General features: G+C 67.0%; 26 protein-coding genes. 9 read left to right on the plus strand and 17 right to left on the minus strand.

Annotated features, from left to right (window positions below):
- Positions 1–45 precede the first annotated feature (45 nt).
- Together ACFXHA_RS21360 and lysX are read right to left on the minus strand one after the other, a co-directional pair.
- Entirely contained in the window at positions 46–243 is a 198-nt protein-coding gene (locus ACFXHA_RS21360) for a hypothetical protein (RefSeq protein WP_379359252.1), read from the minus strand.
- 94 nt (positions 244–337) lie between these two features.
- Positions 338–3709, minus strand: coding sequence for a bifunctional lysylphosphatidylglycerol synthetase/lysine--tRNA ligase LysX (gene lysX / locus ACFXHA_RS21365; RefSeq protein WP_379359254.1), 3372 nt, complete (start codon positions 3707–3709; stop codon positions 338–340).
- Between the two features lie 100 nt (positions 3710–3809).
- On the opposite strand from lysX, the gene ACFXHA_RS21370 reads away from it, so the two are divergent.
- On the plus strand, positions 3810–4031 hold the full coding sequence (locus tag ACFXHA_RS21370) for an RNA-binding S4 domain-containing protein (RefSeq protein WP_379359256.1): 222 nt from the start codon (positions 3810–3812) through the stop codon (positions 4029–4031).
- Between the two features lie 66 nt (positions 4032–4097).
- Here the strand turns inward: ACFXHA_RS21370 and rraA are convergent, their stop codons facing one another.
- Together rraA and ACFXHA_RS21380 are read right to left on the minus strand one after the other, a co-directional pair.
- On the minus strand, positions 4098–4589 hold the full coding sequence (rraA, locus tag ACFXHA_RS21375) for a ribonuclease E activity regulator RraA (RefSeq protein ID WP_379359258.1): 492 nt from the start codon (positions 4587–4589) through the stop codon (positions 4098–4100).
- A gap of 5 nt (positions 4590–4594) precedes the next feature.
- The gene (locus ACFXHA_RS21380; protein WP_379359260.1) at positions 4595–5101 is read right to left on the minus strand and encodes a nitroreductase/quinone reductase family protein; all 507 of its coding nucleotides are present in this window, start codon (positions 5099–5101) and stop codon (positions 4595–4597) included.
- 167 nt (positions 5102–5268) lie between these two features.
- Between ACFXHA_RS21380 and ACFXHA_RS21385 the strand changes: the two genes are divergently transcribed.
- Positions 5269–7473, plus strand: a complete 2205-nt coding sequence (locus ACFXHA_RS21385) for a serine/threonine-protein kinase (protein ID WP_379359262.1) — start codon at positions 5269–5271, stop codon at positions 7471–7473.
- A gap of 11 nt (positions 7474–7484) precedes the next feature.
- On the opposite strand, the gene ACFXHA_RS21390 is transcribed toward ACFXHA_RS21385, so the two are convergent.
- The 7 genes from ACFXHA_RS21390 to ACFXHA_RS21420 form a co-directional block, all read right to left on the minus strand.
- The gene (locus tag ACFXHA_RS21390) at positions 7485–7946 is read right to left on the minus strand and encodes a DUF1707 and DUF4190 domain-containing protein (protein ID WP_379359264.1); all 462 of its coding nucleotides are present in this window, start codon (positions 7944–7946) and stop codon (positions 7485–7487) included.
- A gap of 123 nt (positions 7947–8069) precedes the next feature.
- Complete coding sequence (locus ACFXHA_RS21395) at positions 8070–8531, minus strand: SRPBCC family protein (RefSeq protein ID WP_379359266.1); 462 nt, start codon at positions 8529–8531, stop codon at positions 8070–8072.
- A 55-nt stretch (positions 8532–8586) separates the two neighbouring features.
- Positions 8587–9510, minus strand: coding sequence for a copper resistance D family protein (locus ACFXHA_RS21400; RefSeq protein ID WP_379359268.1), 924 nt, complete (start codon positions 9508–9510; stop codon positions 8587–8589).
- 38 nt (positions 9511–9548) lie between these two features.
- On the minus strand, positions 9549–10085 hold the full coding sequence (locus ACFXHA_RS21405; protein ID WP_379359270.1) for a copper resistance protein CopC: 537 nt from the start codon (positions 10083–10085) through the stop codon (positions 9549–9551).
- Entirely contained in the window at positions 10082–10735 is a 654-nt protein-coding gene (locus ACFXHA_RS21410; RefSeq protein ID WP_379359272.1) for a YcnI family protein, read from the minus strand. The genes ACFXHA_RS21405 and ACFXHA_RS21410 overlap by 4 nt, the downstream gene beginning before the upstream one ends.
- A 49-nt stretch (positions 10736–10784) precedes the next feature.
- Positions 10785–11285, minus strand: coding sequence for a hypothetical protein (locus tag ACFXHA_RS21415; protein WP_379359274.1), 501 nt, complete (start codon positions 11283–11285; stop codon positions 10785–10787).
- 8 nt (positions 11286–11293) lie between these two features.
- Entirely contained in the window at positions 11294–11932 is a 639-nt protein-coding gene (locus ACFXHA_RS21420) for a DUF6474 family protein (RefSeq protein ID WP_379359276.1), read from the minus strand.
- Positions 11933–12110: 178 nt separating this feature from the next.
- Between ACFXHA_RS21420 and ACFXHA_RS21425 the strand changes: the two genes are divergently transcribed.
- The 3 genes from ACFXHA_RS21425 to ACFXHA_RS21435 all read left to right on the plus strand — a co-directional run bounded on the left by ACFXHA_RS21425 (position 12111) and on the right by ACFXHA_RS21435 (position 16226).
- Positions 12111–13760: a TM0106 family RecB-like putative nuclease gene (locus ACFXHA_RS21425; RefSeq protein ID WP_379359278.1), complete on the plus strand. Its 1650-nt coding sequence runs from the start codon at positions 12111–12113 to the stop codon at positions 13758–13760.
- Positions 13757–15712 (plus strand): molecular chaperone HtpG, encoded by a 1956-nt coding sequence (htpG, locus tag ACFXHA_RS21430; RefSeq protein ID WP_379359280.1) that lies wholly within the window; start codon positions 13757–13759, stop codon positions 15710–15712. Before ACFXHA_RS21425 ends, htpG begins: the two co-directional genes overlap by 4 nt.
- Before the next feature lie 313 nt (positions 15713–16025).
- Positions 16026–16226 (plus strand): cold-shock protein, encoded by a 201-nt coding sequence (locus tag ACFXHA_RS21435; protein ID WP_379359282.1) that lies wholly within the window; start codon positions 16026–16028, stop codon positions 16224–16226.
- 132 nt (positions 16227–16358) lie between these two features.
- Here ACFXHA_RS21435 and ACFXHA_RS21440 read toward each other — a convergent pair whose 3' ends face one another.
- Positions 16359–17126 (minus strand): SDR family NAD(P)-dependent oxidoreductase, encoded by a 768-nt coding sequence (locus ACFXHA_RS21440; RefSeq protein WP_379359638.1) that lies wholly within the window; start codon positions 17124–17126, stop codon positions 16359–16361.
- Positions 17127–17362: 236 nt separating this feature from the next.
- On the opposite strand from ACFXHA_RS21440, the gene ACFXHA_RS21445 reads away from it, so the two are divergent.
- Together ACFXHA_RS21445 and ACFXHA_RS21450 are read left to right on the plus strand one after the other, a co-directional pair.
- The gene (locus ACFXHA_RS21445) at positions 17363–18271 is read left to right on the plus strand and encodes an SDR family NAD(P)-dependent oxidoreductase (protein ID WP_379359284.1); all 909 of its coding nucleotides are present in this window, start codon (positions 17363–17365) and stop codon (positions 18269–18271) included.
- Positions 18272–18299: 28 nt separating this feature from the next.
- Positions 18300–18944: a TetR/AcrR family transcriptional regulator gene (locus ACFXHA_RS21450; protein ID WP_379359286.1), complete on the plus strand. Its 645-nt coding sequence runs from the start codon at positions 18300–18302 to the stop codon at positions 18942–18944.
- Here the strand turns inward: ACFXHA_RS21450 and ACFXHA_RS21455 are convergent.
- From ACFXHA_RS21455 to ACFXHA_RS21465, 3 genes are all read right to left on the minus strand, one after another.
- Positions 18885–19619 carry a TMEM165/GDT1 family protein gene (locus ACFXHA_RS21455; RefSeq protein WP_379359288.1) on the minus strand — a complete coding sequence of 245 codons (735 nt, stop codon included), beginning with the start codon at positions 19617–19619 and terminating at the stop codon, positions 18885–18887. The two genes, ACFXHA_RS21450 and ACFXHA_RS21455, sit on opposite strands and share 60 nt — an antisense overlap.
- A 292-nt stretch (positions 19620–19911) precedes the next feature.
- Positions 19912–20439, minus strand: coding sequence for a peptidase (locus ACFXHA_RS21460; RefSeq protein WP_379359290.1), 528 nt, complete (start codon positions 20437–20439; stop codon positions 19912–19914).
- A 120-nt stretch (positions 20440–20559) separates the two neighbouring features.
- Positions 20560–21441, minus strand: coding sequence for a tyrosine-type recombinase/integrase (locus ACFXHA_RS21465; RefSeq protein WP_379359292.1), 882 nt, complete (start codon positions 21439–21441; stop codon positions 20560–20562).
- Here ACFXHA_RS21465 and ACFXHA_RS21470 point away from each other — a divergent pair.
- Positions 21440–21787 (plus strand): NUDIX domain-containing protein, encoded by a 348-nt coding sequence (locus ACFXHA_RS21470; protein WP_379359294.1) that lies wholly within the window; start codon positions 21440–21442, stop codon positions 21785–21787. The two genes, ACFXHA_RS21465 and ACFXHA_RS21470, sit on opposite strands and share 2 nt — an antisense overlap.
- Positions 21788–21797: 10 nt before the next feature.
- Positions 21798–23054, plus strand: coding sequence for a helix-turn-helix transcriptional regulator (locus ACFXHA_RS21475; RefSeq protein WP_379359296.1), 1257 nt, complete (start codon positions 21798–21800; stop codon positions 23052–23054).
- A 61-nt stretch (positions 23055–23115) separates the two neighbouring features.
- Here ACFXHA_RS21475 and ACFXHA_RS21480 read toward each other — a convergent pair whose 3' ends face one another.
- Together ACFXHA_RS21480 and ACFXHA_RS21485 are read right to left on the minus strand one after the other, a co-directional pair.
- On the minus strand, positions 23116–23670 hold the full coding sequence (locus tag ACFXHA_RS21480; RefSeq protein ID WP_379359298.1) for a recombinase family protein: 555 nt from the start codon (positions 23668–23670) through the stop codon (positions 23116–23118).
- Between the two features lie 791 nt (positions 23671–24461).
- Positions 24462–25085 carry a superoxide dismutase gene (locus tag ACFXHA_RS21485; RefSeq protein WP_379359299.1) on the minus strand — a complete coding sequence of 208 codons (624 nt, stop codon included), beginning with the start codon at positions 25083–25085 and terminating at the stop codon, positions 24462–24464.
- Positions 25086–25092 lie beyond the last annotated feature (7 nt).

The raw sequence follows: 25092 nt of genomic DNA on the forward strand, positions 1-25092 counted from the left end.
ACTGTGCAGGACCCCGCCCTCAGTTCGTCGGCGGGGTAGCGCCGATCACCGCCGGCGTTTGGTCATCAGGTAGACGATGCCGAGCACGAGCGCCACGACGAGCACACAGCAGACCGCGGCGAAGCCCCAGAAGCCCATGCCGCGTCGCCTGCTGCTGTATCGGGCCGCGGTGTTCTCGAGTGCGGCGTTCCAGGTGTCCGGGTGGGTCCACACGTGGTGGTCCAGCAGCGTCGTCTGGGTCATGAGGTCTAGGTAGTGCATGGGAACCCCGATCGAGATGGCCGTCGGCCCGCCCCGGGCCGAATCCCAGACTAGGTCCGGAATCCGGCCGAGGGAATCAGGGTTGTCCCTGGTTGCGCGGTTTCACCAGGGGGAAGGGCAGGGTTTCGCGGATGCTGCGGCCGATCAGCAGCATGACCACCCGGTCCACGCCGACGCCGAGGCCGCCGGTGGGCGGCATGGCGTGTTCGAGGGCCTGCAGGAAGTCCTCGTCGAGTTCCATCGCCTCGGGGTCGCCGCCCGCGGCCAGCATGGACTGTTCGGTGAGGCGGCGGCGCTGCTCGACCGGATCGGTCAATTCGCTGTAGGCGGTGCCCAATTCGACGCCCCAGGCGACCAGGTCCCAGCGTTCGGTGACGCCCGCGATGTGCCGGTGGGCGCGGGTGAGCGGGGAGACGGAGGTGGGGAAGTCGATGTAGAAGGTGGGTTCCTGGGTGGCGGATTCGACCAGGTGCTCGTACATCTCGAGCACGAGTTGGCCTTCGTCCCAGCCCAATTGGAAGGGCACGCCCGCCTTCTCGCAGAGCAGCCGCAGGCGTTCCGCGTCGGTTTCGGGGCTGATGGTCTCGCCGATCGCATCCGATACGGCCCCGTGCACGGTCTTGACCGGCCAGTCGCCGGAGATGTCGTGCTCGACGAGGGCGCCGTCGGGTCCGGGCCGCAGCGCCACCATCTTGCCGTTGGCGGCGAGCGCCGCCTCCTGGATGAGTTGGCGGCAGGCGTGCATCATCCGTTCGTAATCGCTGTGCGCCTCATAGGCTTCCAGGATGGTGAACTCGGGGTTGTGGCTGTAGTCGACGCCCTCGTTGCGGAAGACGCGGCCGAGTTCGAACACCTTCTCCATGCCGCCCACGCACAGTTTCTTGAGGTACAGCTCGGGGGCGATGCGTAGGTACAGGTCGAGGTCGTAGGCGTTGATGTGGGTGGTGAACGGGGTGGCGTTGGCGCCGCCGTGCACCTGCTGCAGCACGGGGGTCTCGACTTCCATGAAGCCCCAGCCGTGCAATGTGTCCCGCAGGGACCGCACCACCGCGCTGCGTTTGGTCATCACCTCGCGGATGTCGGTGTTGATTGCCATGTCGACGTAGCGCTGCCGCACCCGCGCTTCCGGGTCGGAGAGGCCCTTCCACTTGTCCGGCAGCGGGTGCAGGCATTTGCCGATCATCCGCCAGTCCTGCGCGAGCAGGGACAGTTCGCCGCGGCGGCTGCGGCCGACCTGGCCGCTCACCTCGATGAGGTCGCCGAGGTCGAAGTAGGCGGTGAAGTCCTCGCTGCGGTCGGCGCCGACGCGGCCGCGGTCGATGAGCAGCTGGATGTCGCCGGACCAGTCGCGCAGCACGGCGAAGATGACGCCGCCGTAGTCGCGAATCCGCAAGAGCCGTCCGCAGACCCGGACCGTGGTGCCCTGCGGGCAGGCGCGGGCGGCGGCGACGGTGTGGGTGGGCGGGTAGGCGACCGGGTAGGCCTCGACGCCGGATTCCTGCAGTTTCTCGAGCTTGTCCATGCGCACCCGCACCTGTTCGGGGCGGCGCGTGCCGGTTTCCTCGAGTTCCTCGGGCGGCAGGTCGGGGGTGCTGCCGTCGGCGTGCAGCCCGGTCATGGTGGGCGGCACCGACGGTCGCAGACCGGTGTGGGTGGAGGCGTCGCGGTCGCGGCCGATGCGCGGCAGGAAGCCTTCGGCCAGGGCGCTGGCGGTGGCGACCCGCACCAGGTGGCGGCGTTCCTCGAACAGCGAGAACCGCGGTACCCATTCGGGCTGGTACTTCACGTTGGAGCGGTAGAGCGCCTCGAGCTGGTACCAGCGCGAGAAGAACATGAGCACGCCGCGCCACAGTCGCAGTACCGGGCCCGCGCCGATCCGGCCGCCCTCTTCGAAGACCGCGCGGAAGACCGCGAAGTTCAACGAGATTCGGGTGATGCCGTACTGCTCGGAGTTGAGCGCCAGCTTGGAGATCATGAGTTCCATGAGCCCGTTGGGGCCGGTGCGGTCGCGACGCATGAGGTCGAGCGAGACGCCGGTGCGGCCCCACGGCACCAGCGACAGCATGCCGAGCACCTGGCCGTTCGAGGCGACGGCCTCGACCAGCAGGCAGTCGCCGTCGAGCGGGTCGCCGAGCCGGTCCAGGGCCATCGAGAAGCCGCGTTCGGTCTCGCTGTCGCGCCACGAGTCGGCGCGGCGCATGACGTCCTGCATCTCCTCGGGGGAGACCTCCTTGTGCCGGCGCACCCGCACGGTGATGCCCTGCTTGCTGAGCCGGTTCGCGGCCTGGCGGACCTGTTTCATGTCCGCGCCCGCGAGGGAGAAGTTGCGGGTCTCGAGGATGGCCTCGTCACCGAGGCGCAGCGCCGAGAGTCCGGCGCGGCGGTAGGCGGTCGCGCCGAGCTCGCTCGCGCCCATCACGGCCGGGGCCCAACCGTATTGGTCGGCCAGCCGCAGCCAGGCGTCGATGGCGTGTGACCAGGATTCCTTCTGCCCGATGGGGTCGCCCGAGGCCAGGCACACGCCGAGTTCCACGCGGTAGGTGAGCGCGGCCTTGCCGTTGGGGGCGAAGACGACGGCCTTGTCGCGGCGGGTGGCGAAGTAGCCGAGCGAGTCCTCGACATCGGAGCGTTCCAGCAGTCCGCGGATAGCGGATTCGTCGAGCCCGGTGAGTGCGTTGGAGGAGCGCTGCGACCGGAACAGGGTGATCACCGCGGCCAGCAGCGCGATCGCGCCGAACAGGCCGAGCAGCAGGTTGACCGGGTGCGGCGGGTGCCCGTCGAAGTCTTCGTTGGGCACCAGGATCGCGCCGGTGACCCGGGTCGCCGCCCACAGCACGCGTTCGGGGTGGTCGTCGGGCAGGCTGCCGGGGAACAGTTCGACCAGTCCCCACCCGGCCAGGCTGCCCAGGGCGAGTCCGCTGAGCAGGACGCCGAGCGCCCGCCAGACCGCGCCGCTCTGCACGTGCGTATAGAACTCGGACCAGGCCGCGATCAGGACGCCGATGACAGCGAGATGAATGATCAACGCCACCAAGGCGTTGATGTCGCCCGCGTCCGCGAATTCGAGTGCGTTGGCGAGTGCGTAGGCGGCCATGTAGCCGGTCAGCAGCCACCAGGCGATGCGCTTGCGGCTGGCGGTAGCGCCCGCGAGCAGGCCCACGACGAGCGCCCACACCAGGGAGGTGTCGGGGGCGTCGAAGTAGTAGTTGTCGATGAAGTGCCGTAGGTGCGAGGTCAGGAACCGTAGGCCCGGGGAGATGCTCCACGTGAAACACAGGACGGAGAAGACGCCCAGCGCGGTGCCCGCGAGGTGCGGCAGCTCGCGCAATCGGCCGTGTCCGCGGTGCGGCACCTCCGGAGACCGCGGCTCCGTTCTCTTGTCGGAGTCGTGGGTCGGCCGGTCCTGCGTGGAAGTCACCGCACCAGTGTGAATGTTGGCGTTGCCCATGTGCACTCAGAACCCGGTTCGTGTCTCGTAGGTCGCTTGTGGCGGCCGGTGGTGGGGGTGGCGTTTGGTGTCGGGGCGGCCGCGGGTGAGGATGTACCCCATGTCGGATCCACTCGATGTCCCGATCCAGGACGATGTCATTCGACTCGGCCAGTTCCTGAAGCTGGCGAACCTTATTGATTCCGGTGCGGAAGCCAAGACGGTTATCGCCGAGGGCCTGGTACGTGTCAACGACGAGGTCGAGCTGCGCCGGGGGCGGCAGCTACACGCCGGGGATGTGGTGGCATTGGCCGGGCACAAGGTCCGGGTCGTCAGCGGCTGAGGGCACACGGCTTCCCATTCTGGGGTGTGATCACCCTCAGCCGCTGAGAGCTTCCCGAGAGTTCGCTCAGTCCTCGCTGCGGACCACGACACCGTCATGGTCGCTGTAGACCATTTCGCCGGGTACGAAGGTGACGCCACCGAACTCGACCGGCACGTCCTTCTCCGCGTTGCCTTCCTTCTGGGTGCTCTTGCGCGGGTTGGTGCCCAGCGCCTTGAGCCCGATGGGCAGCGTGCGCAGGATGGCCGAGTCGCGGACCGCGCCGTTGACGATGACCCCGGCCCAGCCGTTGTCCACGCCACGACCGGCGATGATGTCGCCGACCAGCGCCGTGTGCACGCTCGCGCCGCCGTCGACGACCAGCACGCGGCCGTCACCGGGCTCCCCGAGGGTCTGCTTGACCAGCAGGTTGTCCTGGAAGGTCTTGATGGTCACGATGCGGCCCGCGAAGACCTCGTGCCCGCCGAACTGAATGAACTGGGTGTCGCAACTGCGGATCCCGGGGCCGATCTCGTCGGCTAGGTCGGCAGTCGCGATGGCTTTGGCTGATTCGGTCACGGGAACTATCTTGTCAGGGCGAAAATGCGCAAGTCGCGGGCGGTGCGATTGCGATAGGCCGTGTACGCCTCGGTGGTCTCCTCGAAGCGCTCGTAGATCGCCTGCTTGCGGTCCTCGTCGTCGATCAGGCTCGCGGTGACCGGAATGTGTTGTCCCGCAATGGCGACCTCGGCGGCCGGGGTGGCGAGCAGGTTCCCGGTCCAGGCGGGGTGGTGGGCCTGGCCGAAGTTCGAGCCGACCACGTAGAGCGTGTCCCCGTCGTGGACGTAGAGCAGCGGGGTGGTGCGCGGCTGCCCGGATTTGCGGCCGACGGTGGTGAGCAGGATGACGGGCGCGCCGATCGGGCCGAGCACGGTGTATTTGCCGTCGGTGCGTTCGAGGATCTTGCGGTCGAGCGGGGTCAGTTTCCGGACGACCAGCGAGCCGGGTTTGGTGGCGGCGAATCGGCTCGCCAAGCGGGACAGCAAGGTGGTGCGGGAACCCCAGATCCGTTCCGGAAACTGCTCACTCATACCGCGACTGTAGTGGCCGCGAGCGGGCCCCGCGATGCGCCCGCGGCGGGCCGCGCGATGCGCTCCGCGCTTGCTCAGCGATCTATCCACAAGAACCAATCAACCGAGCAGTCGGATTTGCGGGCGCATACTGGCCTCACCCGATGAGTTCGGATCGGGAGGGGAACATGAAGGTGGAACCGGCGATCGACTCGGGTGCCGTGGACGAGACCCGCTCGCTGCTGGCCTCCGCACTCGCGCGCTTCACGGCCGCATGGGAGGCGACCGGCGCGCCGCCGCCGCTGGCCGAATTCCTGCCGCGCGCACCGCAGTTGCGCCGGCTGGCGCTCATCGAGCTGATCAAGGTGGATCTGGAATACCGCTGGATCCGCTACGACTTCCCGAAACGGCTGGTCGACTATCGCACCGAATTCGACGAATTGCGGTCCGGGCCACTGCCGCCCGATCTGGCCTACGAGGAGTTCCACGCGCTGCGCCGCTCCGGCTTCGCCCTCGATGTGAGCTGTTTTCCGACCGAGGCCGCCGGCACCGAATGGGCCGAACGCGACTACCGCAGCACCCTCATCGCCCGCCCGCAGGCCCAGCACGCGCTGGAGGGCATCGAGGTAGGCGACCGGGTGGACGATTTCGATCTGCTGGTGGAACTGGGCGCGGGCGCCTTCGCCCGGGTGTTCCTGGCCCGGCAGCGGTCCATGCAGCGGCTGGTGGCGGTGAAGATCTCGCAGAATCACGGCACCGAATCCGAGACCCTGGCCCAGCTCGACCACGAGCACATCGTGCGCGTCTTCGACCAGCGGCTGCTGGCCGAGCGGGAACTGAAACTGCTGTACATGCAATATCTTCCGGGCGGCACGCTGTCGAAGGTGCTGGCGCTGGTGCGGTCCCGCGAGCCGGGGGAGCGCGACGGCGGACTGCTGCTGGAAGCGGTGGATTCGGCCATGCGCGACAAGGGCGGCCTGGTGCCGGGGGAGTCGCCCACACGCGCCGCGATGCCGGAGCGCAGCTGGCCGGAAACGGTGGCGTGGCTGGGCGCGAGGCTCGCCCGCGCCCTGGACTACGCATCGGAAAACGGTGTGCTGCACCGGGATCTCAAGCCCGCCAATGTGCTGCTCACCGCCGACGGCAGCCCGAAACTGGCGGATTTCAATATCAGTTTCAGCCTGCACGTTGCGGGCACCAGTCCGCTCGCCTACTTCGGCGGCTCGCTGGCCTACATGTCGCCCGAGCAGCTGGCGGCCTGCCATCCCCAATTGCCGCAGACCGCCGAGGATCTCGACGGGCGCAGCGATATCTACGCGCTCGGCGTGGTGCTGTGGGAACTGCTCACCGGCCGCCGACCCTTCGACGACGAGAGTCTGGCGGGCGATTCGGAATCCTCACTGGAACGCATGCTGCGCCTGCGCCGCCACGAGATCGACCCGCGCCATCTCGACGAGCTGCCGCCCGACTGCCCGCCCACCCTGCGCCGGGTGCTGCTGAAATGCCTTGCCCCCGACCGGGACAACCGCTGGCCCACCGGTGCGGCGCTGGCCCAGCAACTGGAACTGTGCCTGGATCAGCGGGCCCGGGACCTGGTCGATCCGCCCGAGCACAGCTGGCGAGCCCGGGTCGGCCCGTGGTCGCTGCTCGCCTTGATCACGGTGGCGAGCGTGCTCGGCGACCTGCTCGGCATGGCCTACGTCAACCTGCACAACCACGGCCTGTGGGCGCTGTGGTTCGCGCCGGAGGAACGTGCCCGGCTGCAGGTGGTCGGTAATGCGCTCGTGCTGACCATGACTCCGGTGGCCATCGCGGTCACCAACTATCTGTGCCGCCGCGCCTTCATCGTGTGGCGGGGGCTGCGACGGGGCCGCGTCTACGATCCGGTGACGCTGTCGCGGGCTCGCCGCGACACCCTGATCGACGGTGACCGGGTAGCGCTGCTGGCCTTCGCCTGGTGGGTGCTGGCGGCGGCGCTGGCGGCCATCGCGCTGGTGGTCTACACCGGCCTGCCGCCCGGTCACATCGTGAATCTGATAGCGACGCTGCTGGTTTCGGGCGCTATCTCGGTCGCCTACCCGTTCTTCGTGGTCACCTTCTTCGTGGTCCGCTGCTTCTATCCGCGGCTGCTCACGCATGGTGAGACGGCCGAGGATCGCGACGCGCTGCGCGCCCTGAGCCGCCGCTGCACGCGGTATCTCGCGGTGGCCGTGGCGATTCCGTTGATCGGGGTGATCACCAGCCTGGTTTTCCTGGACGCGCAGGAGGTTTCGCTGGTGCTGATCCCGATCTACGGCCTGTGCGTGGCCGGTGTGCTCGGCTTCCTCGGCGACTACTGGTTGTTCCGTCAGACCGAGGCCGATCTGCGCGCCTTCGAGCGGGCGGTGTCGTAAACCGCAGCGGCTCAGCGCAGGAACACCCAGGCGTACACCGCCATCCACATCAGCCCGGCTCCCAGCCCGGCGATGGCGAAGCCCCGATCCTCGCGGCGTTCACCGTCGGTGAGCGCCACCAGCCCGAGGATCACCGCCGGAACCGCGGTGAGACCGCAGAGGAATCCGAGGATCCCGAGCACGAACGCGGTAATTCCCATGCCCTTGGACTGCGGGACAGCGGGCGTGTAGAAGGTGGGCGAATACGGTGGCAGGTTCGGATATACGGGCAGAGTGGCCCGCTGCCAAGGTAATCCGGTCATCACCACATCGAGTTCGGCGAAGGTCCGTGCGCCCAGCGCCCGGCCTATTCGTTCCGACAGTTCTTCGACGGTGAGCCGCCCGGCCTGAAAATTCTGTTTCAGTGCCTCGATCGCGCGTTCGCGATCGGCGTCACTCGTGAGGTAATACCCTGCGGACCAGTGAGGTTCCATCTGGTTCTCCATCGAACCCGAAGCCGAATATCTCTGGTTTCGAGACTATTCCTCTGGCGTGCAAGGGAGTTCGAATGGAGACGGGAGACACACGGGGCCGGCTGCGTTGACGACCCCGGATCGTCAGGCGCTGGTGCGGGTGGTGTGGAAGGCGGAGACCTGGGTGACCAGGTTGTTGGTCGAGCTCTTCACGGCGAGCTTCACGAACGGCTCGATGGTCTTGCCGAGGATCTTGCCCGCGATGCCGCCCGGCACCCGGTAGTCGACGATGGCGTCGATGGTGCAGTTTTCCTCGCCCTTGTCGTGGAAGAGGAAGGTGGATTCGATTTCGAAGCCCTTGATGGACTTCACGGCGATGGCGTAGCCGGGTTCGTGCCGCACGATTTTGATGGTGGAGTGCAGCGCGATCGGGCCGAGCTGAATGGTGCCGTCGAAGGTGGCGTCGACACCCTCGATCTGTTCGGTCAGCGGCGTGAACGCGCTGATCTCATTGATGAATTTCGGCAGGTGCCGGTAATCGTTGACATAGGCGAAGGCCGATTCGGCCGAGGCGGCGCAATCTGCGACGATCTTGACTTCGGTCATGCGCGCAACTGTAACGTGATCCAGTTTGACCTGCAGATAGTGTGATCCGCTCCATTCACGCGGTGACGGCCAGGGTTCCGGCCAACCCGAAGACCAGCGCCATCACCAGCACCTCCACGATCGCGCGCCGCAGCGACCCGTCCGCCGGGATGCGGTGATCGGCGGCCTTGGGCACCCAGGTGCGCCGCCACCACCAACCCAGCGCCAGCAGCACGACGACCAGCATCGTCTTCGCCAGCAGGATCCGCCCGTACCCGGTGCTGACCAGCGGCGTCACCCCGCCGAGCCGGACCAGCCCGTTGATCACGCCGGTCACCGCGACCGTGATCACCAGCGGCAGCGCCCAATTCGAGAACCGCGGCAGCAGCACCGCCCATTCGCCCCGGGTGCGCACGGTCAGCGCCAAGGCCAGCAGGGTTCCGAACCAGGCGCAGGCGGCCAGCGCGTGCAGCGCCGCCAGCACCGATCCGAGGGTCTGCTGCGACATATGCCCGGTGATCGGCCGCAGTGCCAGCGTGACGGCCGCGAACACCAGCACCAGATCCGTGGTGACCCGGTCCGGATTGCGGAATCCGAAGGCGCTGTAGATCGCGATCGAGCCGCACCCGATGAGCAGCGCGATCCCGATCTGCCCGCCGCTCACGTGCGTCAGGAAGTCACCGAACTGGGCCGCGCCCAGCTGTCCCGCCGGAATGCCCTGTACCTCGGCGGCTTCCAGCACCAGCATGGCGAATTCCATTGCGGCCCACACCGCCGCGAGGACGGTGAGCAGCCGCCAGCGCGGGGACAGCCGGTCCGAGAGCCGCGGCAGTGCGGCCAGTCCGAGTACGGCCGCCCCGGCGCAGTCGGCCATCACCCGGACGGGTGCCTCGGCCTGTACCGGGTCGCCCGCGGCCAGCACCCAGGCCAGCGCCGCACCGTCCCAGGCCACGGGAATGAGCAGCAGCAACAGCCATTTCGGTGATTTGCTGCCGGTCATCCCGGGACCCGGTCGGGGTTCGGTGCGGTCGGGCCGATTCACTTGCGCTGCTTACCCCGTCCGCCGAACAGGGCGAACGCGAGTCCACCACCGAACAGCACCGCCGCGCCCACGATGAACACCCACAGCGGCACGCCGCCGTCGGAACCGCCGCCGGACTTGGCGTTGGCGTCGGCCTTCGGGCCCGGAGTTCCGTTGCCCGCCTTGGTGAGTGTGAAGGTGCGCTTACCGCTGACGGGATGCCCGTCGGCGGAGGTCACCCGGTAGGCGATGGTGTACTGGCCGACCGGGCCCAGCTCACCGACCTCGATGCTGATGACCGGACCCTCCACCTTCGGCTGTCCCTTGGACCACAGGTTGCCGTCCGGCCCGGTGACCGTCATGGACGGGTAGGCGGGCTGCAGGTTCTCATTGAAGGTGATGCTCACGCTCGCGGGCGAGGTGTCGATCTGCGCGCCGTTGTCCGGGGTGGAGCCGACGGGGGAGGAGTGCGCGTTCGCGACGCCCCCGCCGAGCAGCGCGAAGCCGGTGACCAGCAGTCCGGTCACCAGCCCCGCCAGCAGTTTCCGGGTCACGACCGACGTCCTCGGATGACACTGCCGAGTCCGAGGGCCGCGCCGAGCGCGCCCAGTGCCAGGCCGACGCCGCCGAGCCAGCGGGCGGTGGTGTCGCCCTTGTCGCTCTTGTCGGCGTCGGCCGCGGTGGCGGGGGCGTCGTCATCCCCGCCGTTGCCCTTGGCGAGGGTGAGGCTGGGGGCCGGGTGGTCGGGCTCGCTGCCGTCGGCGTTCATCGGCTGGTTCCACTCGACGACCTTGCCGTCGCTGTAGGTCTGGGTGGCGTTGAAGCTGACTTTGTCCTGCTTGGGCAGCGGGCCGACCGAGACCGAGAAGCGTTGGAACTGGCCGGGAGCCACGCCCGGGTTGCCGGGGTTGGCGGCCCAGGTGACCGCGGTGATCTCGCCCTTGGCGTTCTTGTCGACGGTGGAGGTCCAGCCGGCGATCGGTTCGGTCCGGGCGCTGGCCAGGTTCGGCAGTGCGACGGAAACCTTGGTGGTGGAGGCGGTGTCGGACTCGTCGGGCACCCGGAAGGTGGCGACGGTGTAGCCGCCCTGGCTGGCGCCGGGGGCGTCGACCACGACGTGCGCGGAGGCGATGCCCGCGCCGAAGAGCAGCAGGCCGGACCCGGCCACGGTGGTGACGAGAGCACGCGAAAGAGAGGTGTGCATGAAAGATTTGCCTTCTCTGACAAGGGTTACGGGGAGTTAGGGCGAGGGGTTACGCCGCAACCGGGGGCGCGCGAGGTCCGGACGCGCCCGCTGCGAGAAGGGTTTTCGGGGTCGGGACCGACCACGGGCGACGCATTCGCGCCGCCGCGACCGGGAGTCCGCGCGGCCGGGTGAGCACCACCGCGACCGCGCGTGAGATCAGTGTGTAGAGCCGCTCGGCGACCAGGATCAGGAGTGCACAGCCCAGCCCGGCGACCGCGTGCGCGGCCAGCATCGGGCCGTGGTCGGTGAATTCCATTGCGTGCGCGGCATGCCCGTGCGCCACCAGCCCGCTCAGGGCGATGTGACAGGCGGGCTGCCCGGCCACCATGAGGAGCGGCAATGCGGCCCGCGGCCGGACGGCCGCGGCCAGCGCGCCGAGCGCGGCGGTGACCAGCACCAGCAGCATCAGCCCCGAGGAGCCGGGATAGCCGCCGCCCGCGAACCCGTGCGCGGCGACCGCGAGCGCCGCCGTAGCGACCCCTGCCAATCCTCCGCGCACCGAGCTCATGGGTTTGTTCAGTTCACGCCGAGACGGGCGAGCACGTCGGCTTCCAGGCCGGAGAGCTCGTTGGAGATGGAGGCGTGCACGGCGCGGCGACGCTGCACCGGCATCTGGGCCGCGGTGCGGACGGCCGCGGACAGGCTGTCGAGCCGGTCGCGACCGGCGGCGACGAACTGCTTGGTCTCGGTATCGGTGCCCTTGGCCTCGATCTGCGACAGCGTGGACTCCACGCTCGCGATGCGCGCCTGCAATTTCGCACCGGGACCGGCGAAGTCGCCGAGCTGATCGAGTCCGACACCCAGTTGCGCCGCGCGGCGGGTGTCGAGCTGCCCGCGCACGAAGGTCGCACCCCGGTAGGCCAGCGGAGCCAGCACCGGCAGCAGCACTCGGGCCACACCCAGGTACTTGCGCACCGTGGCCGCGCTGAACGGATCCCGTTCGGCGCGGGCGGCGACCTTGTTGGCCGCCTTCTCCTCGGCCTGCAGCTTCGAGATCTCGGCCTTGGCGACCTGCTTCTGTGTACGCGCCTCGACACGATGGCGCTTGCGCTCGTTGCGCGCGCCGAGCTTGGCCTCCATGCCGGCCTTGTGCTTGAGGGCTTTCGCCTCGGCTCGGCGGCTGACCCGCTTCTTGCGCTTGCCGAACAACCCCATAAATGGCCTCCGTCATGCTGGTTCGCCATGGCAGCACAGGGCCGGGGGGAAATGCCTGTCCGCCCATGAAACACAGTTTGCGAATCACCCTAACGGGTGGGCGCGCCACGCAGCGAGCGCCTGGCGGTTTCGGTGCCAGTTCGTAGGAATGTCGGGGGGTGAGGCCATACTGAACGGCGTGTATTCGGGCATCGGTGACCATGGCGAACGGGCCGCGTTTCTGGACGCGCGTTCGCTGATCGGCTGTAGACACCGATTGCATCTGGATGCTGAACATCCGGGGAAGTTGACCGGGGTCATCGAAGACGCAGGGGTGCTGCAGCGACGCGAAGCCGCGGCCGCGCATCGACTTCACGTGCGGGACACGCTGGTTGCCGCCGCGCCGGAGCGCTGGACGGTCATCGAGCCGAAGCAGTCCGCGACCCGCCGCGCCGAGGCCACCATGGCCGCCATGGCGGCCGGGGCCGAACGCATCTGGGGCGGCCTGCTGCCGCAGGAGGCCGACACCGGTCGCCGCGGCGGCTGCGAAATCCTCTGGCGCGACACCGATCGCGGCGGATATATCCCGGTCATCGTGGTGAACCACAAGGTGACCGATCCCCGCCAGCCGGATCCGGCCGACCACCACCCCACGACCAGCGACCTCTACGACTGGAATCCGCAGCCGGACAGGCATGTTCGCAACCGCCCGCAGCCCCGCGATCAGCAGCGCCTCGCGCACCTCTATCGCATGCTGCAGCGGCACGGCCTGGCCAGTCCGGCGCTGGTGGGCGGCGCGGTCGGCTACCACTTCGACCGCGTCCTGGTGCACGACCTGGGCCCGATCCTGGCCGACTACGACGTCCGCTACGCCGACCGCATCGCGGTGGTGCGCGGCGAACTCCCCACCGTTGCATCGAAAGTCCCGGAGTGCCGCCAGTGCCCCTGGTGGTCGCGGGTGCCGGAGGAGGGTGGCCGCAGTTGTGAGCAGTGGCTGTCGGAGCATCGCGATGTGAGCCTGGTGGCCCCGGGTTCGCGCGCGGAAACGCTGCGCCGCCACGGGGTCGAGACCATCGACGATCTGGCCGCCTGGAGCGGCGACGAACCCGACGACTGGCAGTACGAGCCGTTCACCGAGACCGTGGTCACCGCCCGCGCCTGGGCCACCGGCGCACCCCTGGTCCGCCGGGTCGAGCAGGTGCGGGTCACCCGCGCCGACGTCGAGGTGGACGTGGACCTGGAGAGCTACCAGGAACACGGCGCCTACCTGTGGGGCACCCTGCTCGACGGCGTGTACCGCCCGTTCGTCACCTGGGATCCGCTGCCCACCGAGGACGAGGGTCGCTCCTTCGCGGAGTTCTGGACCTGGCTCATGGAGGTGCGCGCCGAGGCGATGGCGGCGGGTAAAACCTTTGCCGCCTACTGCTACTCGCGCACCGCCGAGGACAAGTGGCTCTACGAGTCGGCCCGCCGTTTCGCGGGTCGCCCCGGCGTTCCCACCGAGCGCGAGGTGCAGAAGTTCGTCGACAGCCCGCAGTGGGTGGACATGTTCCAGGCGGTGTCGGAGCAGTTCATCTGCCCGAACGGCAAGGGCCTCAAGAAGATCGCGCCGGTGGCGGGATTCCATTGGCGTGACGCCGAGGCCGGTGGCGAGGCGTCCATGGCCTGGTACCGCCTGGCCGTCGCCTACGAGGGCGGCGAACCGGATATGTCGCAGCGCACCCGCATCCTCGAATACAACGAGGACGACGTGCAGGCGACGAAGGTGCTGCGGGACTGGATGACCGACCGCGCGGACGCGGAGGTTCCCGGCATCGCCGACTTCACCCGTCGTAATATCGCGTCGTGACCGAACACATCGAACACCTGGAGTTTCAGGCCGAGACCCATCAACTGCTGGAGTTGATGATCCACTCGGTGTATTCGAACAAGGACACCTTCCTGCGGGAGCTGGTGTCGAACGCGTCCGACGCGCTCGACAAGCTGCGCTTGGAGACCTTCCGCGACAAGGACCTGCAGGCCGACACCTCGGATCTGCACATCGACCTCGAGGTCGACCGCGACAATCGCGTACTCACCATCCGCGACAACGGCATCGGCATGTCCCGCGCCGAGGTGGTGGACCTGATCGGCACGCTCGCCAAGTCGGGCACCGCCCAGCTGCGCAAGCAGCTGCTGGAGGCGAAGGCCGGGGATCAGCAGGCCGAGGAGCTGATCGGCCAGTTCGGCATCGGCTTCTACTCGACCTTCATGGTGGCCGACAAGGTCACCCTGACCACCCGCAAGGCGGGCGAGACCACCGGCACCCGTTGGGAATCCGAGTCGGGCAGCGCCACCTACGCCATCGAGGAGCTCGCCGAGGCCCCGCAGGGCACGTCGGTGTCGTTGCACCTCAAGCCTTCCGACGACGAGGATCACCTCTTCGACTACACGCAGGAGTGGAAACTCCGCGAAATCGTCAAGAAGTACTCGGATTTCATCGCCTGGCCCATCCGGATGGATGTCGAACGCACCGTCATGGACGGTGAGGGCGAGGACAAGACCGAGAAGACCCTGGTCGAGACGCAGACCCTGAACTCGCAGAAGGCGCTGTGGACGCGCCCGCGCAGCGAGGTCTCCGACGAGGAGTACCAGGAGTTCTACAAGCACGTCTCGCACGCCTGGGACGATCCGCTGGAGATCATCCCGATGAAGGCCGAGGGCACCTTCGAATACCAGGCGCTGCTGTTCATTCCGTCGCACGCGCCGTTCGACCTGTTCACCCGCGAGCACAAGCGCGGCGTGCAGCTGTATGTGCGCCGGGTGTTCATCATGGACAACTGCGAAGAACTGATGCCGGAGTATCTGCGCTTCGTCAAGGGTGTCGTCGACGCGCAGGACCTGTCGCTCAATGTCTCTCGCGAGATCCTGCAGCAGGACCGGCAGATCCAGATGATCCGCAAGCGGCTGGTGCGCAAGGTGCTCGCCACCGTCAAGGATCTGCGCAACGCCGAGGACAAGACCAAGTACTGGGAGTTCTGGAAGGAATTCGGCCGGGTCCTCAAGGAGGGCCTGCTGTCGGATCCCGACAACCGCGAAACCATCCTGGCCGTCTCGTCTTTCGCGTCCACGCATTCGGAGACCGAGCAGACGTCGCTGGCCGAGTACGTCGAGCGGATGCCCGAAACCCAGTCGGCCATCTACTACATGACCGGCGAATCCCGGCAGCAGATCGAGAACTCGCCGCACATCGAGGCGTTCAAGGCCAAGGGCCTCGAGGTGCTGGTGCTGACCGAGCCGGTCGACGAGATGTGGGTGGGCTCGGTCACCGAGTTCGCCGGCCAGCCGATCGTCTCGATCGCCAAGGGCGAGGTCGATCTGGAGACCGAGGACGAGAAGAAGGCGTCCGAGCAGCTGCGCGAGCAGCAGGACAAGGACTTCTCCGAGGTGCTGACCTGGCTGCAGCAGACCCTGGACGCGGAGGTGAAGGAGGTGCGCCTGACCAACCGGCTCACCACCTCGCCGGCCTGCATCGTGGGTGATGTGTTCGACTTCACCCCGATGCTCGAGCGCATGTACCGGGCCTCGGGTCAGGAGCTGCCGCACAGCAAGCGGATCCTCGAGCTGAACCCGTCGCACGCGCTGGTTACCGGCCTGCGTGACGCGTTCGCGAAGGTCTCCGGCGACGCCGACAAGCCGGAGGCGCTCACCGAGACCGCCGAATTGCTCTACGGCACCGCGGTTCTCGCCGAGGGTGGCGAGTTGAAGGATCCGGCGCACTTCGCCCGCATCCTGGCCGACCGCCTCACCCGCACGCTCTGACAGCTACCCCGGATCGGGCTCCCGTGGTGTTTCCGCAGGAGCCCGACCTATAGCAAGCGGGAATCGGTCATGCGTGATTTGTCCTGAATGTGATGGTCCGCATCTCTCGGCGATTTCGGGAACTCCACGCCGACGCGTACGTTGTACGTCTTGGTCGTAAGTTTTCGTGTACGTGTTTCACATGCTCGCGCGGAACATTGTGCGGGCGTGCTTGACCCTGCTGGGCAGGGTGTAAGGCCGCCTTCTGATCGACCCCGGGTATCGCGGCCGCGGTACCCACGCAACACAAGAAACATCTCGTCAGGAGAAGGTAATGGTTCAGGGCACCGTCAAGTGGTTCAACGCGGAGAAGGGCTACGGCTTCATTTCTCACGAGGGCGGCCCCGACGTTTTCGTCCACTACTCGGAGATCGAAGGCAACGGCTACAAGCAGCTCGAAGAGGGCCAGGCCGTGTCGTTCGAGATCACCGAGGGCAAGAAGGGCCCGCAGGCTGCTGCGGTCCGCCCCCACTAAAGCTTCCTAGGCGCGGGACTCAACCCCCGCGCCTCTGTGCTTTACAAAACAACAAGGCCCACACCGGAATCCGGTGTGGGCCTTGTCTTTGCCCTTACGGGGGTTTGGGGGTGAAACCCCCAAGACCCAGCGTCAGCGCGGAGCCATGCGGAGAGCGCCATCCATGCGGATGGTCTCGCCGTTCAGGTAGTCGTGCTCGGTGATGTACTGCGCGAGCTGCGCGTACTCGTCCGGACGACCCAGGCGCGACGGGAACGGCACGCCGGCCTCGAGGCCCTTGCGGTACTCCTCGGTGACACCGGCCAGCATCGGGGTGTCGATGATGCCGGGCGCGATGGTGTTCACGCGAATGCCGAACTGCGCCAGGTCACGCGCGGCCGGGATGGTCATGCCGGCGACGCCGCCCTTGGAGGCGGAGTAGGCGATCTGCCCGATCTGACCCTCGAACGCCGCGACGGACGCGGTGTTGATGATGACGCCGCGCGAGCCGTACTCGTCGACCGGATCGGTCTTGGCGATGGCGTCGGCGGCCAGCCGCATGACGTTGAACGAACCGAGCAGGTTCACGGTGATGACCGTGCGGAACAGCTCCAGGTCGTGCGGGCCGTTCTTGGACAGGATGCGTCCCGCCCAGCCCACGCCCGCGCAGTTGACGACAATGCGCAGCGGCACACCGGATTCCACGACCTTGGCGACCGCGGCGGCCACCTCGTCACCGCTGGTGACGTCGGTCGGGATGAGGGTGACACCGGCGGGAACGCTGTCGCCCGCGCGCTCGATCGACTGCGCCAGATCCAGGCCGAACACGGTCGCGCCCGCGTCGGCGAGCCGCTTGGCGGTGGCCGCGCCCAGCCCGGACGCACCTCCGGTGACAATGGCGGCGGAGCCCGAAATCTCCACGGTGTTGGTCCTCTCGACGGTGGAGAGCCCTCTCACTGGCCCTCCGTCAATAGGCACGATAGCGGGGTCCGGTGCGCGCCCCGCGCGGGGTCCGGTCGGCGCCTCGGCGGCCCCGGCAAGGTGTCGCATTCGGCGACGCTCGTGTTGTGCACTTCGCAAAGGTGGCTCGCATTGCGCAACAGCAGCTCGCAATATTTGCGAACACAGGTGTTCGTCTAGGTGGTAGTTTCGCATACATGAATGTCAGCCCGGCTCATCCACGCCGTGGATTCCGCCGCCATTCGCCGCGGGTCGCGGGCCAGCGCATCCTGATCACGGGTGCGGCCAGGGGGATCGGGGCGGCCCTGGCCCGCCAGTTGCACGCCCACGGGGCGCGCGTCGCGCTGCTGGGCATCGAGGAATCGCTGCTGTCCCAGGTCGCCGCCGACTGCGGCGACGCACCCTGGCGCTACTGCGATATCGGTGACCCGGACCAGGTGACGCGCGTGGTCAATTCTCTGACCGCAGAGCTCGGCGGACTGGACGCGGTGGTGTGCAATGCCGGCATCGCCCGGCAACTCTCGCTGCTCAGCGGTGACCCGTCCGTGCTCGAGGAGACCCTCACCGTCAACGTCCTCGGCGTCTACTACACGCTGCGCGCCGCGGGCCCGCACCTCGCGCACCGTGACGGCTACGTGCTGCTCATCTCCTCGCTGGCCGCCGCCATCCACCTGCCGCTCGCCGGGGCCTACAGCGCTTCCAAGGCGGCCGTCGAGGCGCTGGGCGACACCCTGCGAATCGAATTGCGCCACACCGGAGCCCGGGTCGGCATGGCGTATTTCGCGGAACTCGACACCGAGATGACCAGTCGCGGCTTCGGCACCGAGGCGGCCCGCAGCATTCTGGGTCGCTCCACCGTCTCCGGCATCGCCCCGCTCGGCCCGGCCATCGACGCCTGCGAACGTGCCCTGGCCAGGCGTTCTCGCCGCATCGTCTCGCCCTACTGGGTGAGCATGGTGCTGTGGTGTCGCCCGTTGGCCCAACGTCTGGTGGACTACTCGTTACGCGGCGGGGTGGCCGGGGGTCTCGAGATCGCTCGCACCGAACCGACGGGCTTCACCACCGAACAACCGGCCCGGCCCCGCAGAATGAGAAAGCTCGCCTGAACCGACCGAGGCCAATGGAGTCCACGCAATGCCCGATTCGGCAACTCGCCAACTGCCCCGCGGCCGCCACGGCCTGCCGCGCGAGACCGTGGTCGCCGCCCAGCGCGACCGCATCCTGCTGGCCATGGCCGAGGCGATGACCGAGAACGGTTATGTCGGAACGCCGGTGGCCGCGGTCATCAAACGCGCGGGCGTCTCCCGGGAAACCTTCTACGAGCAGTTCCGTTCCAAGGAGGACTGTTTCGAGGCCGCCTACGAGCGGGCCGTGGAACTCATGCTGACCGGCGTGCTGGCCGCCACCGGCGCGGAATTCGACGGCGAGACCCGCACCGAGCGGATGGGCCGCCTGCTCGGCGCCTACCTGGACGCGCTCGCCGGTCAGCCCGCCTACGCCCGTCTGTTCCTGGTCGAGGTCTACGCGGTCGGCACCGAGGCCATCGCGCGGCGCACCCAGATGCAGGAGACCTTCGTGGCCATGGTCGCCGACGTGCTCGGCGCGGAGACCGAATCCCAGCGCTTCGCCTGCCAGACCCTGGTGGCAGCCCTGTCGGCCATGGTCACCGCGCGAATCGCGGTCGGCGATCTGGACGGCCTGCGGGAATTGCGCGTGCCGCTACTGGACCTCGTGCGGCGCAGTGGTGAATTGTTCGGCGATCCGGTGCTCGACGCCTGATTCCGGCTTCGCGCCCCGGCGGCGCAGCAGGAGCAGCACACCGCCCGCGAGGGCAGGGAGAACCAGCGACAGCACCGCGGCGACCGGTGTGCCCAGTCCCTCGGCGAAGGCTTCCAGCAGCGTCAGCGCGCCGAAGTACAGGAACAGCAGCCCCGAGCAGACCGCGATGATCCGTTCCGGAATGTGCTTGCCGATGGTGACGCCGATCAGGATGGCCAGCCCGCCGGCGGCCACCATGCCCGCGACCGACCCGATCCACACCGCGACCCAGCCGTTCTTGGTGGCGAGGGCCATGGTGGCGAACATGGTCCGGTCGCCGAGTTCGGCGAGCAGGAACGCGGAGACGACCACCAGGAAGGCATTGCGGGACTTGGGTTCCGGCGCGACCTCACCGTCGACCTCGCCGGACTGCAGCGTTTCGCGCAGCGTCCACAGACCCACACCGATCAGGGTGGCGGCGGCGAAGAGGGAGATGACACCGGTCGGCAGGGCCGCGCCGAGGAAATGGCCGACGCCGACGGCGATGAGGTTCACCAGAATGCTCGCGACCGTGATGCCGGTCAGCACCACCCACCAGCGGTAGCGCAGCGCGAAGGTCAGGGCCATGAGTTGCGATTTATCGCCCAGTTCGGCGAGGAAGAGCACGCCGAAGCTCAGCAATATCGTGGCGATCATGAAGGTCAGCTCCCAGGTTTCCGGCCTGTCGGCTGAATGCGGGGGCGCTTCAGCCGACACCGCACCGGTCAATCGGTTTGGTTTGTTATCGGCCGAAGGTCTCGCCCACCGGAAGAACCGGTCCACGCGCCGGACCCGGAAAGGATCAGTATGTCGACGGCGTGATTGGGGGCTACTCCCCTTCGCTCGCCGCCACTCTACTCCGGCAAACCGGGCGCGTGCAAACGACTGTCACCCAAATCGCAATGCGCACAATAAGTTTGGCAATGCTGCCGGAAGGTTTCGGTTACCCTTACGCGGCCAGCAGCATGGCCAGAACCGCGGTGTCGGGATCGCTGATCGGATCCACCCCCACTCGCGAAACCATCGAGGTCACCGTGCCGTCGCTATCGGTTTCCACCCAGGCCGCCCGATGTTCGAGGCCCAGATGCGGCAGCCCCGGCAGCAGCAGGCAGCCGGACGCCGCGCCCGCGCACTCGGGCAGCGACGGTCGCGTCTCGCGCGGCGGATGCAACATGATCAATGCGGGCGGCACATGTGCGGCAAACATGCCGGGCCGTAAGCCTTCCGCCGAGCCGAGCACCGTGCCCTCGGCAATGACGAGTCCCACCATCGCGGGATCCGGATCTTCCGGTAGCTCCTCCCGCGCCCCGAATACGGTCGAGGTGGGCAGTAGCCCCGGCAAACTTGCCACTCGCACGGCGATCACCAGCAGTTGCGCCCATTCCTTGGTGGAGTCGGGCCAGCGCCCGGAGATCACGAACCCTTGCAGCGAACCACGCGCATGGAACGGCATGACGCCGATCTGCTGACCATCCATGATGAGCCTCCCGAAATCCTCCACGGGGGCGGCTGTGCCCGGTGTTGCTGTTGTGAAACACCAGGTTGGACCCGAACGTAACTGGCACACAAGTACCAGTGAGTGCTAGATATCGGCTAATCAGGCCCCTACCAGGCGCAACGCCCGGCCTTCCGTGCGGGGCTTGTCACGACTTGCCACAAACTCGGCCAGGATGTCGGAGATGATCTCCTGCCACGCCTCCGCCGCCTCAGCCCACCGCACCAGCTGCAAATGGGTGTAGTGCTCCTCGGTCACGTCCCCGCGGACACTGTGGCCCGCCCACGCCTTGACAGCATGCTCATCCACGCCGCGCTTCTTCATCTGCGTGATGATTGTGGCCCGGCAGGCATGAGGCTTCAGGTGCCGCACTCCCGCCCGATCCAGTAGGGCGTACCAAGGTGGGTATACCGAGGTGCTGCTGATCGTTGTTCCCGCTGGCCCGGCCTTGTTGCCCTTGGACTTCACCACGACCCGTGTCGGCAGCTGAGGGAACCGGCCGTTGTTGTGCTGTTCGATCTGCCACTCGCGGACCTCACCGAGCATGGTTGTCACGAGAGGCGGTAGTCGTAGTAGTCGGTCGCCCGCCGCCGATTTCACCTTGGCGAGTTCGTGCTTGCCCGTGATCGGGTTGTGGACCCACTGCTGATTCACCAACAGCCCCGGCTCGTTACCCGCCTCGTCCCGCTTCAGCTGAATGTTCTCCCACTCAGCGCCGAGGGCCTCTCCACGCCGCAGGTTCAGCATCCACATCCAGAACATGGGCCGCATTCCCGGCGTCTTCGTGTTCTGGAAGTCGTCAGCCGCGATCAGAATCCGTGCGATTTCCTCCGGGCTGTAGGCCCCCGAGTCCACGGTCGAACGCATCTGCGCCAATGTCAGTCGGGGCCGTTCCTTCGTCAGCGACTTCACCATGGCCGCCGCGTTGTACGCCTGCCCGAGGTTGCGGAGCCGCTCGAGTGCATTGTCGAGGTGGCGAACCATGAAGAACGAGCGCGAAGAGTGGGAATTGCCCGGCGGCAGGATCGAACCCGACGAAACGCCGGAAGAGTGCGTAGCCCGTGAGATCACCGAAGAGACGCAGTGGCCAGTGACTACCGGGCCAATTCTCGACAGCTGGATGTACTACATCAACGAGGTCGAGAAGAACGTCTTCATCGTGACCTACGGCTGCTACCCGGATACCGATGCCGAGCCCGTACTGTCCCACGAGCACAAAGAGGTTGGGCTGTTCGCTGAGGACGAGATTGCCGGGCTGAACATGCCCGATGGCTACAAGCGCTCGATCATGACGTGGTTCGCGCAGCTGAGGGCAGCAGAGAACGTCTAGGAGAGACGCGGTGGCCGACAGCAGGTGTCAGGCATGCGGAGTAGCGATCAGTCGCTACGCGGAAAACCCTGTGTGCCCCACCTGCGCCACCAACAGCAATGTTGGTCGGTCTGTCGTCCGAGCTGCCCCGATCGCGTCTGCTGTCTGGCTGTGGGCGACTCCGGAGGCGGCTACAGCTATCGCAACCAGGGACCTGCCGACGATCCTGCGCGCCTATCGGCGCATAAACGGTGCCAATCAAGTAGCACTGGCCGAACTGCTCGGCTACGACAAGTCGTACGTGTCGATGCTCGAAACCGGACGCCGGGTGATCAGTGACGTAGACACCCGCAGGCGCATAGCTGCCCGTCTCGCCCTACCCGCGCATGTGCTCGGCGTGACCGACGTTGACGATGCCGAGTATCGGGCAATGCTGCAATTCGGCGACAGCACAGTGCGTCTCGCTGAAATCGCCAGACAGGCCGGACGCGCCGTAGAAGCCGTCAACGAGTTGTGGCCGCTGGTCGCTCGGCTCGAGGCGCGAGCATCGGAAGGGCACATGGAACGTGACAGCTTGGTCTTGCTGGCACAAGCCCGTGTAGCGCTCGGAGTTTCGCTCGGTACCGTCCTGCCCGAAGAGCGGTTGTCCTCAGCTGCTCGATGGACTGGTCAGGCCGTGAAAATCGCTGCGCACCTCGAAGATCCACACTTCTACGCCCACACGCTTCGGATGCACGGCAACGAATTGCGCAAGGCCGGGCATCCCGGCGCAGCAGTCGCGCGACTCGACCACTCCCTACGGCTGTCGAGCGATCCAGCCGACCAGGGAGGCTCTCTTGCCTTCATGTGCCGTGCCGCAGGCGAACTCGGAGACGCCGAACGGTTCGACCTCGCGCTCAACGCTTACCGGGACCTGCTCGACCAGAACGCATGCAGCGGTCTGCTGTTCCAACCGTTCACATTGCGCGAGATCGAACTACGCGGCCTCATGGGCACCGGACGAGTAGCGGAAGCGTGCCAGCTGGTCTATCGCCAGGCGGGTAGTCCCGCTGCTCCGCAGTGGTACATCATCGAACGAGTAACCACCGGCGAGGTTCTCGTAGCAAACCGGGACGCTGGCGGTGCCGCAGACGCTTTCGCTGAAGCAATCAAGTCCGCGGAACGCCATCGGCTACCGCATCAGATTCAGCGAGCGATCCGAGCAACCACCAGGGCAGGGATGCTCGACCTCGCCGATGAAGGCGTGGCCGCGCTCCAACGCACCCGATCTACGCTGTCAGCGCGCTAGTTCCTCGGCAACAGAAAAGGCCCCGGTCTGTGCCAGGGCCTTGCCTTCTCGGTGCGGTCGATCATTCTCCGGACAAGTAGCGGTAGACGGTCGCTCGGGAACATCCGAGCATCTTCGCGATGTCCGGCGCGTTGATCCCCTTCGCCTTCAGCTCTCTCGCCTTAGCCGCGTCTGCGTCGCCCACCTTGCGAGGACGGCCACCCTTGCGGCCGTTCGCCGCTGCTGCCGCCAAGCCAGCACGAGTTCGTTCGATCATCGTGTCTCGTTCCAACTGCGCGAAAGCAGCCATGATCGTGAGCATCGCCTTACCCATCGGCCCGTCCGTGTGCAGGCCCTCGGTCAGGCTCCGAAAACCTACACCGCGTGCGGTCAGTTCCTCGATCAGCTGGAGCACGTGAACCGTGTTGCGGCCCAAACGGTCCAGCTTCCACACGGCCAGCACATCGCCCTCACGCAGATGATCCAAGCACCGATCCAGTTCCGGCCGTTCAGTCTTCGCGCCAGACACGCCATGGTCGGTATAGATGCGTTCCGCGCCAGCAGCCTTCAACGCGTCGAGTTGCAGCTGAGGGTCTTGGTCGTTGGTGCTGACTCGTGCATATCCGATGATCGCCACTGAATCGCTTCCCGTCTCATAATCCCGTTGCTTTGCCGGTTTTGAGACTAGGGGTTTTGAGACAGGGTTTCAAGACGGTTGTTGATCGCGTTTGCCCAGAGTGGCTGACGCTGAACCTGTCTCTCGTCTCAGTCTCAACAACCGATCGTTTATGAGACAGCAGTCGGCTGGCTTCGCAGCTGCCTGGGGAGAGACCCGTCAAGCCGATCTTTCGGCGCACCCTCGGGCACAGTCGCCAATCTCGCACGCGGGTGGGGGAGGGGCGGGGTGCGGTGTGCGACCGGGCCGCCCTACCCGGGGTGCAGGGGCTGGGCTCGCACCGGAGCACTCTGTGGCTCGCGGTCGATACACATTCCAAGGGGTGTTTCGAGCCCTTGAGTACCCAGCCCGGAGACCCTCCCTCCCGGGCTGATCTGGGTCAGCGCACCTCTCGGTTGCCTCCCACCTGTACGGGTTACCAGGTGTGTTTACAGGGCGGGAGGAACGGAACGCCATGCCCTCGGACTTGTCACGCCTTGTCACAAATCCGGGTTTCACGGCCGTCTAGTGGCATCCATCTAGATCCATATTGATGCAGCTCAGAGGTGGTTCTCGGCCATGCTGGTCCACCCGCATTCATAGGATTAACCCAAGTACCAAAGAGTGCTAGCACCCGGCACCCGGAAATGCGAAAGACCCGCGAACCATTCGGTTCGCGGGTCTCAGGCGTACGAACTGACCCGACCGGAAGCGGCGTCGAGGGCTGCGTCCCCGACTCTCCCGGGGGTTTGGGGGCGGAGCCCCCAACGGCATCAGCCGAAGATCAAACCCTTGCCCTGCGCGACGGCCTTGGTGTAGCGCTCCTGGATTTCGGCCCAGTTCACCACGTTCCAGAACGCCTTGACGTAGTCCGCCTTGACGTTCTTGTACTGCAGGTAGAAGGCGTGCTCCCACATGTCCAGGCCGAGCAGCGGGATGATGCCGAGCGGCACGTTGCCCTGCTGGTCGGTCAGCTGGAAGGTGAGCAGCTTGTTGCCCAGGGTGTCGTAGCCCAGCCACGCCCAGCCGGAGCCCTGCAGGCCGTTGGCGGCCGCGGAGAACTGCGCGACGAACTTGTCGAACGAGGTGAACTCCTCGTCGATGGCCGCGGCCAGGTCGCCGACCGGCTTGTCGCCGCCGTCCTTCGACAGGCTCTTCCACCAGATGGAGTGGTTGACGTGGCCGCCGAGGTGGAACGCGAGGTTCTTCTCGTTCAGGAAGATGGCGGCGTGGTCGTCCTTGGCGCGCGCCTCTTCCAGCTTCTCGAGGGCGGCGTTCACACCGGCGACGTAGGCCGCGTGGTGCTTGGTGTGGTGGATCTCGTTGATCTGCCCGGAGATGAAGGGCTCCAGAGCCGAGTAGTCGTAATCGAGTTCAGGCAGCGTGTAAACAGCCACGATGTCC

The sequence above is a fragment of the Nocardia sp. NPDC059240 genome (genome assembly GCF_042753865.1).
Lineage (GTDB): Bacteria > Actinomycetota > Actinomycetes > Mycobacteriales > Mycobacteriaceae > Nocardia.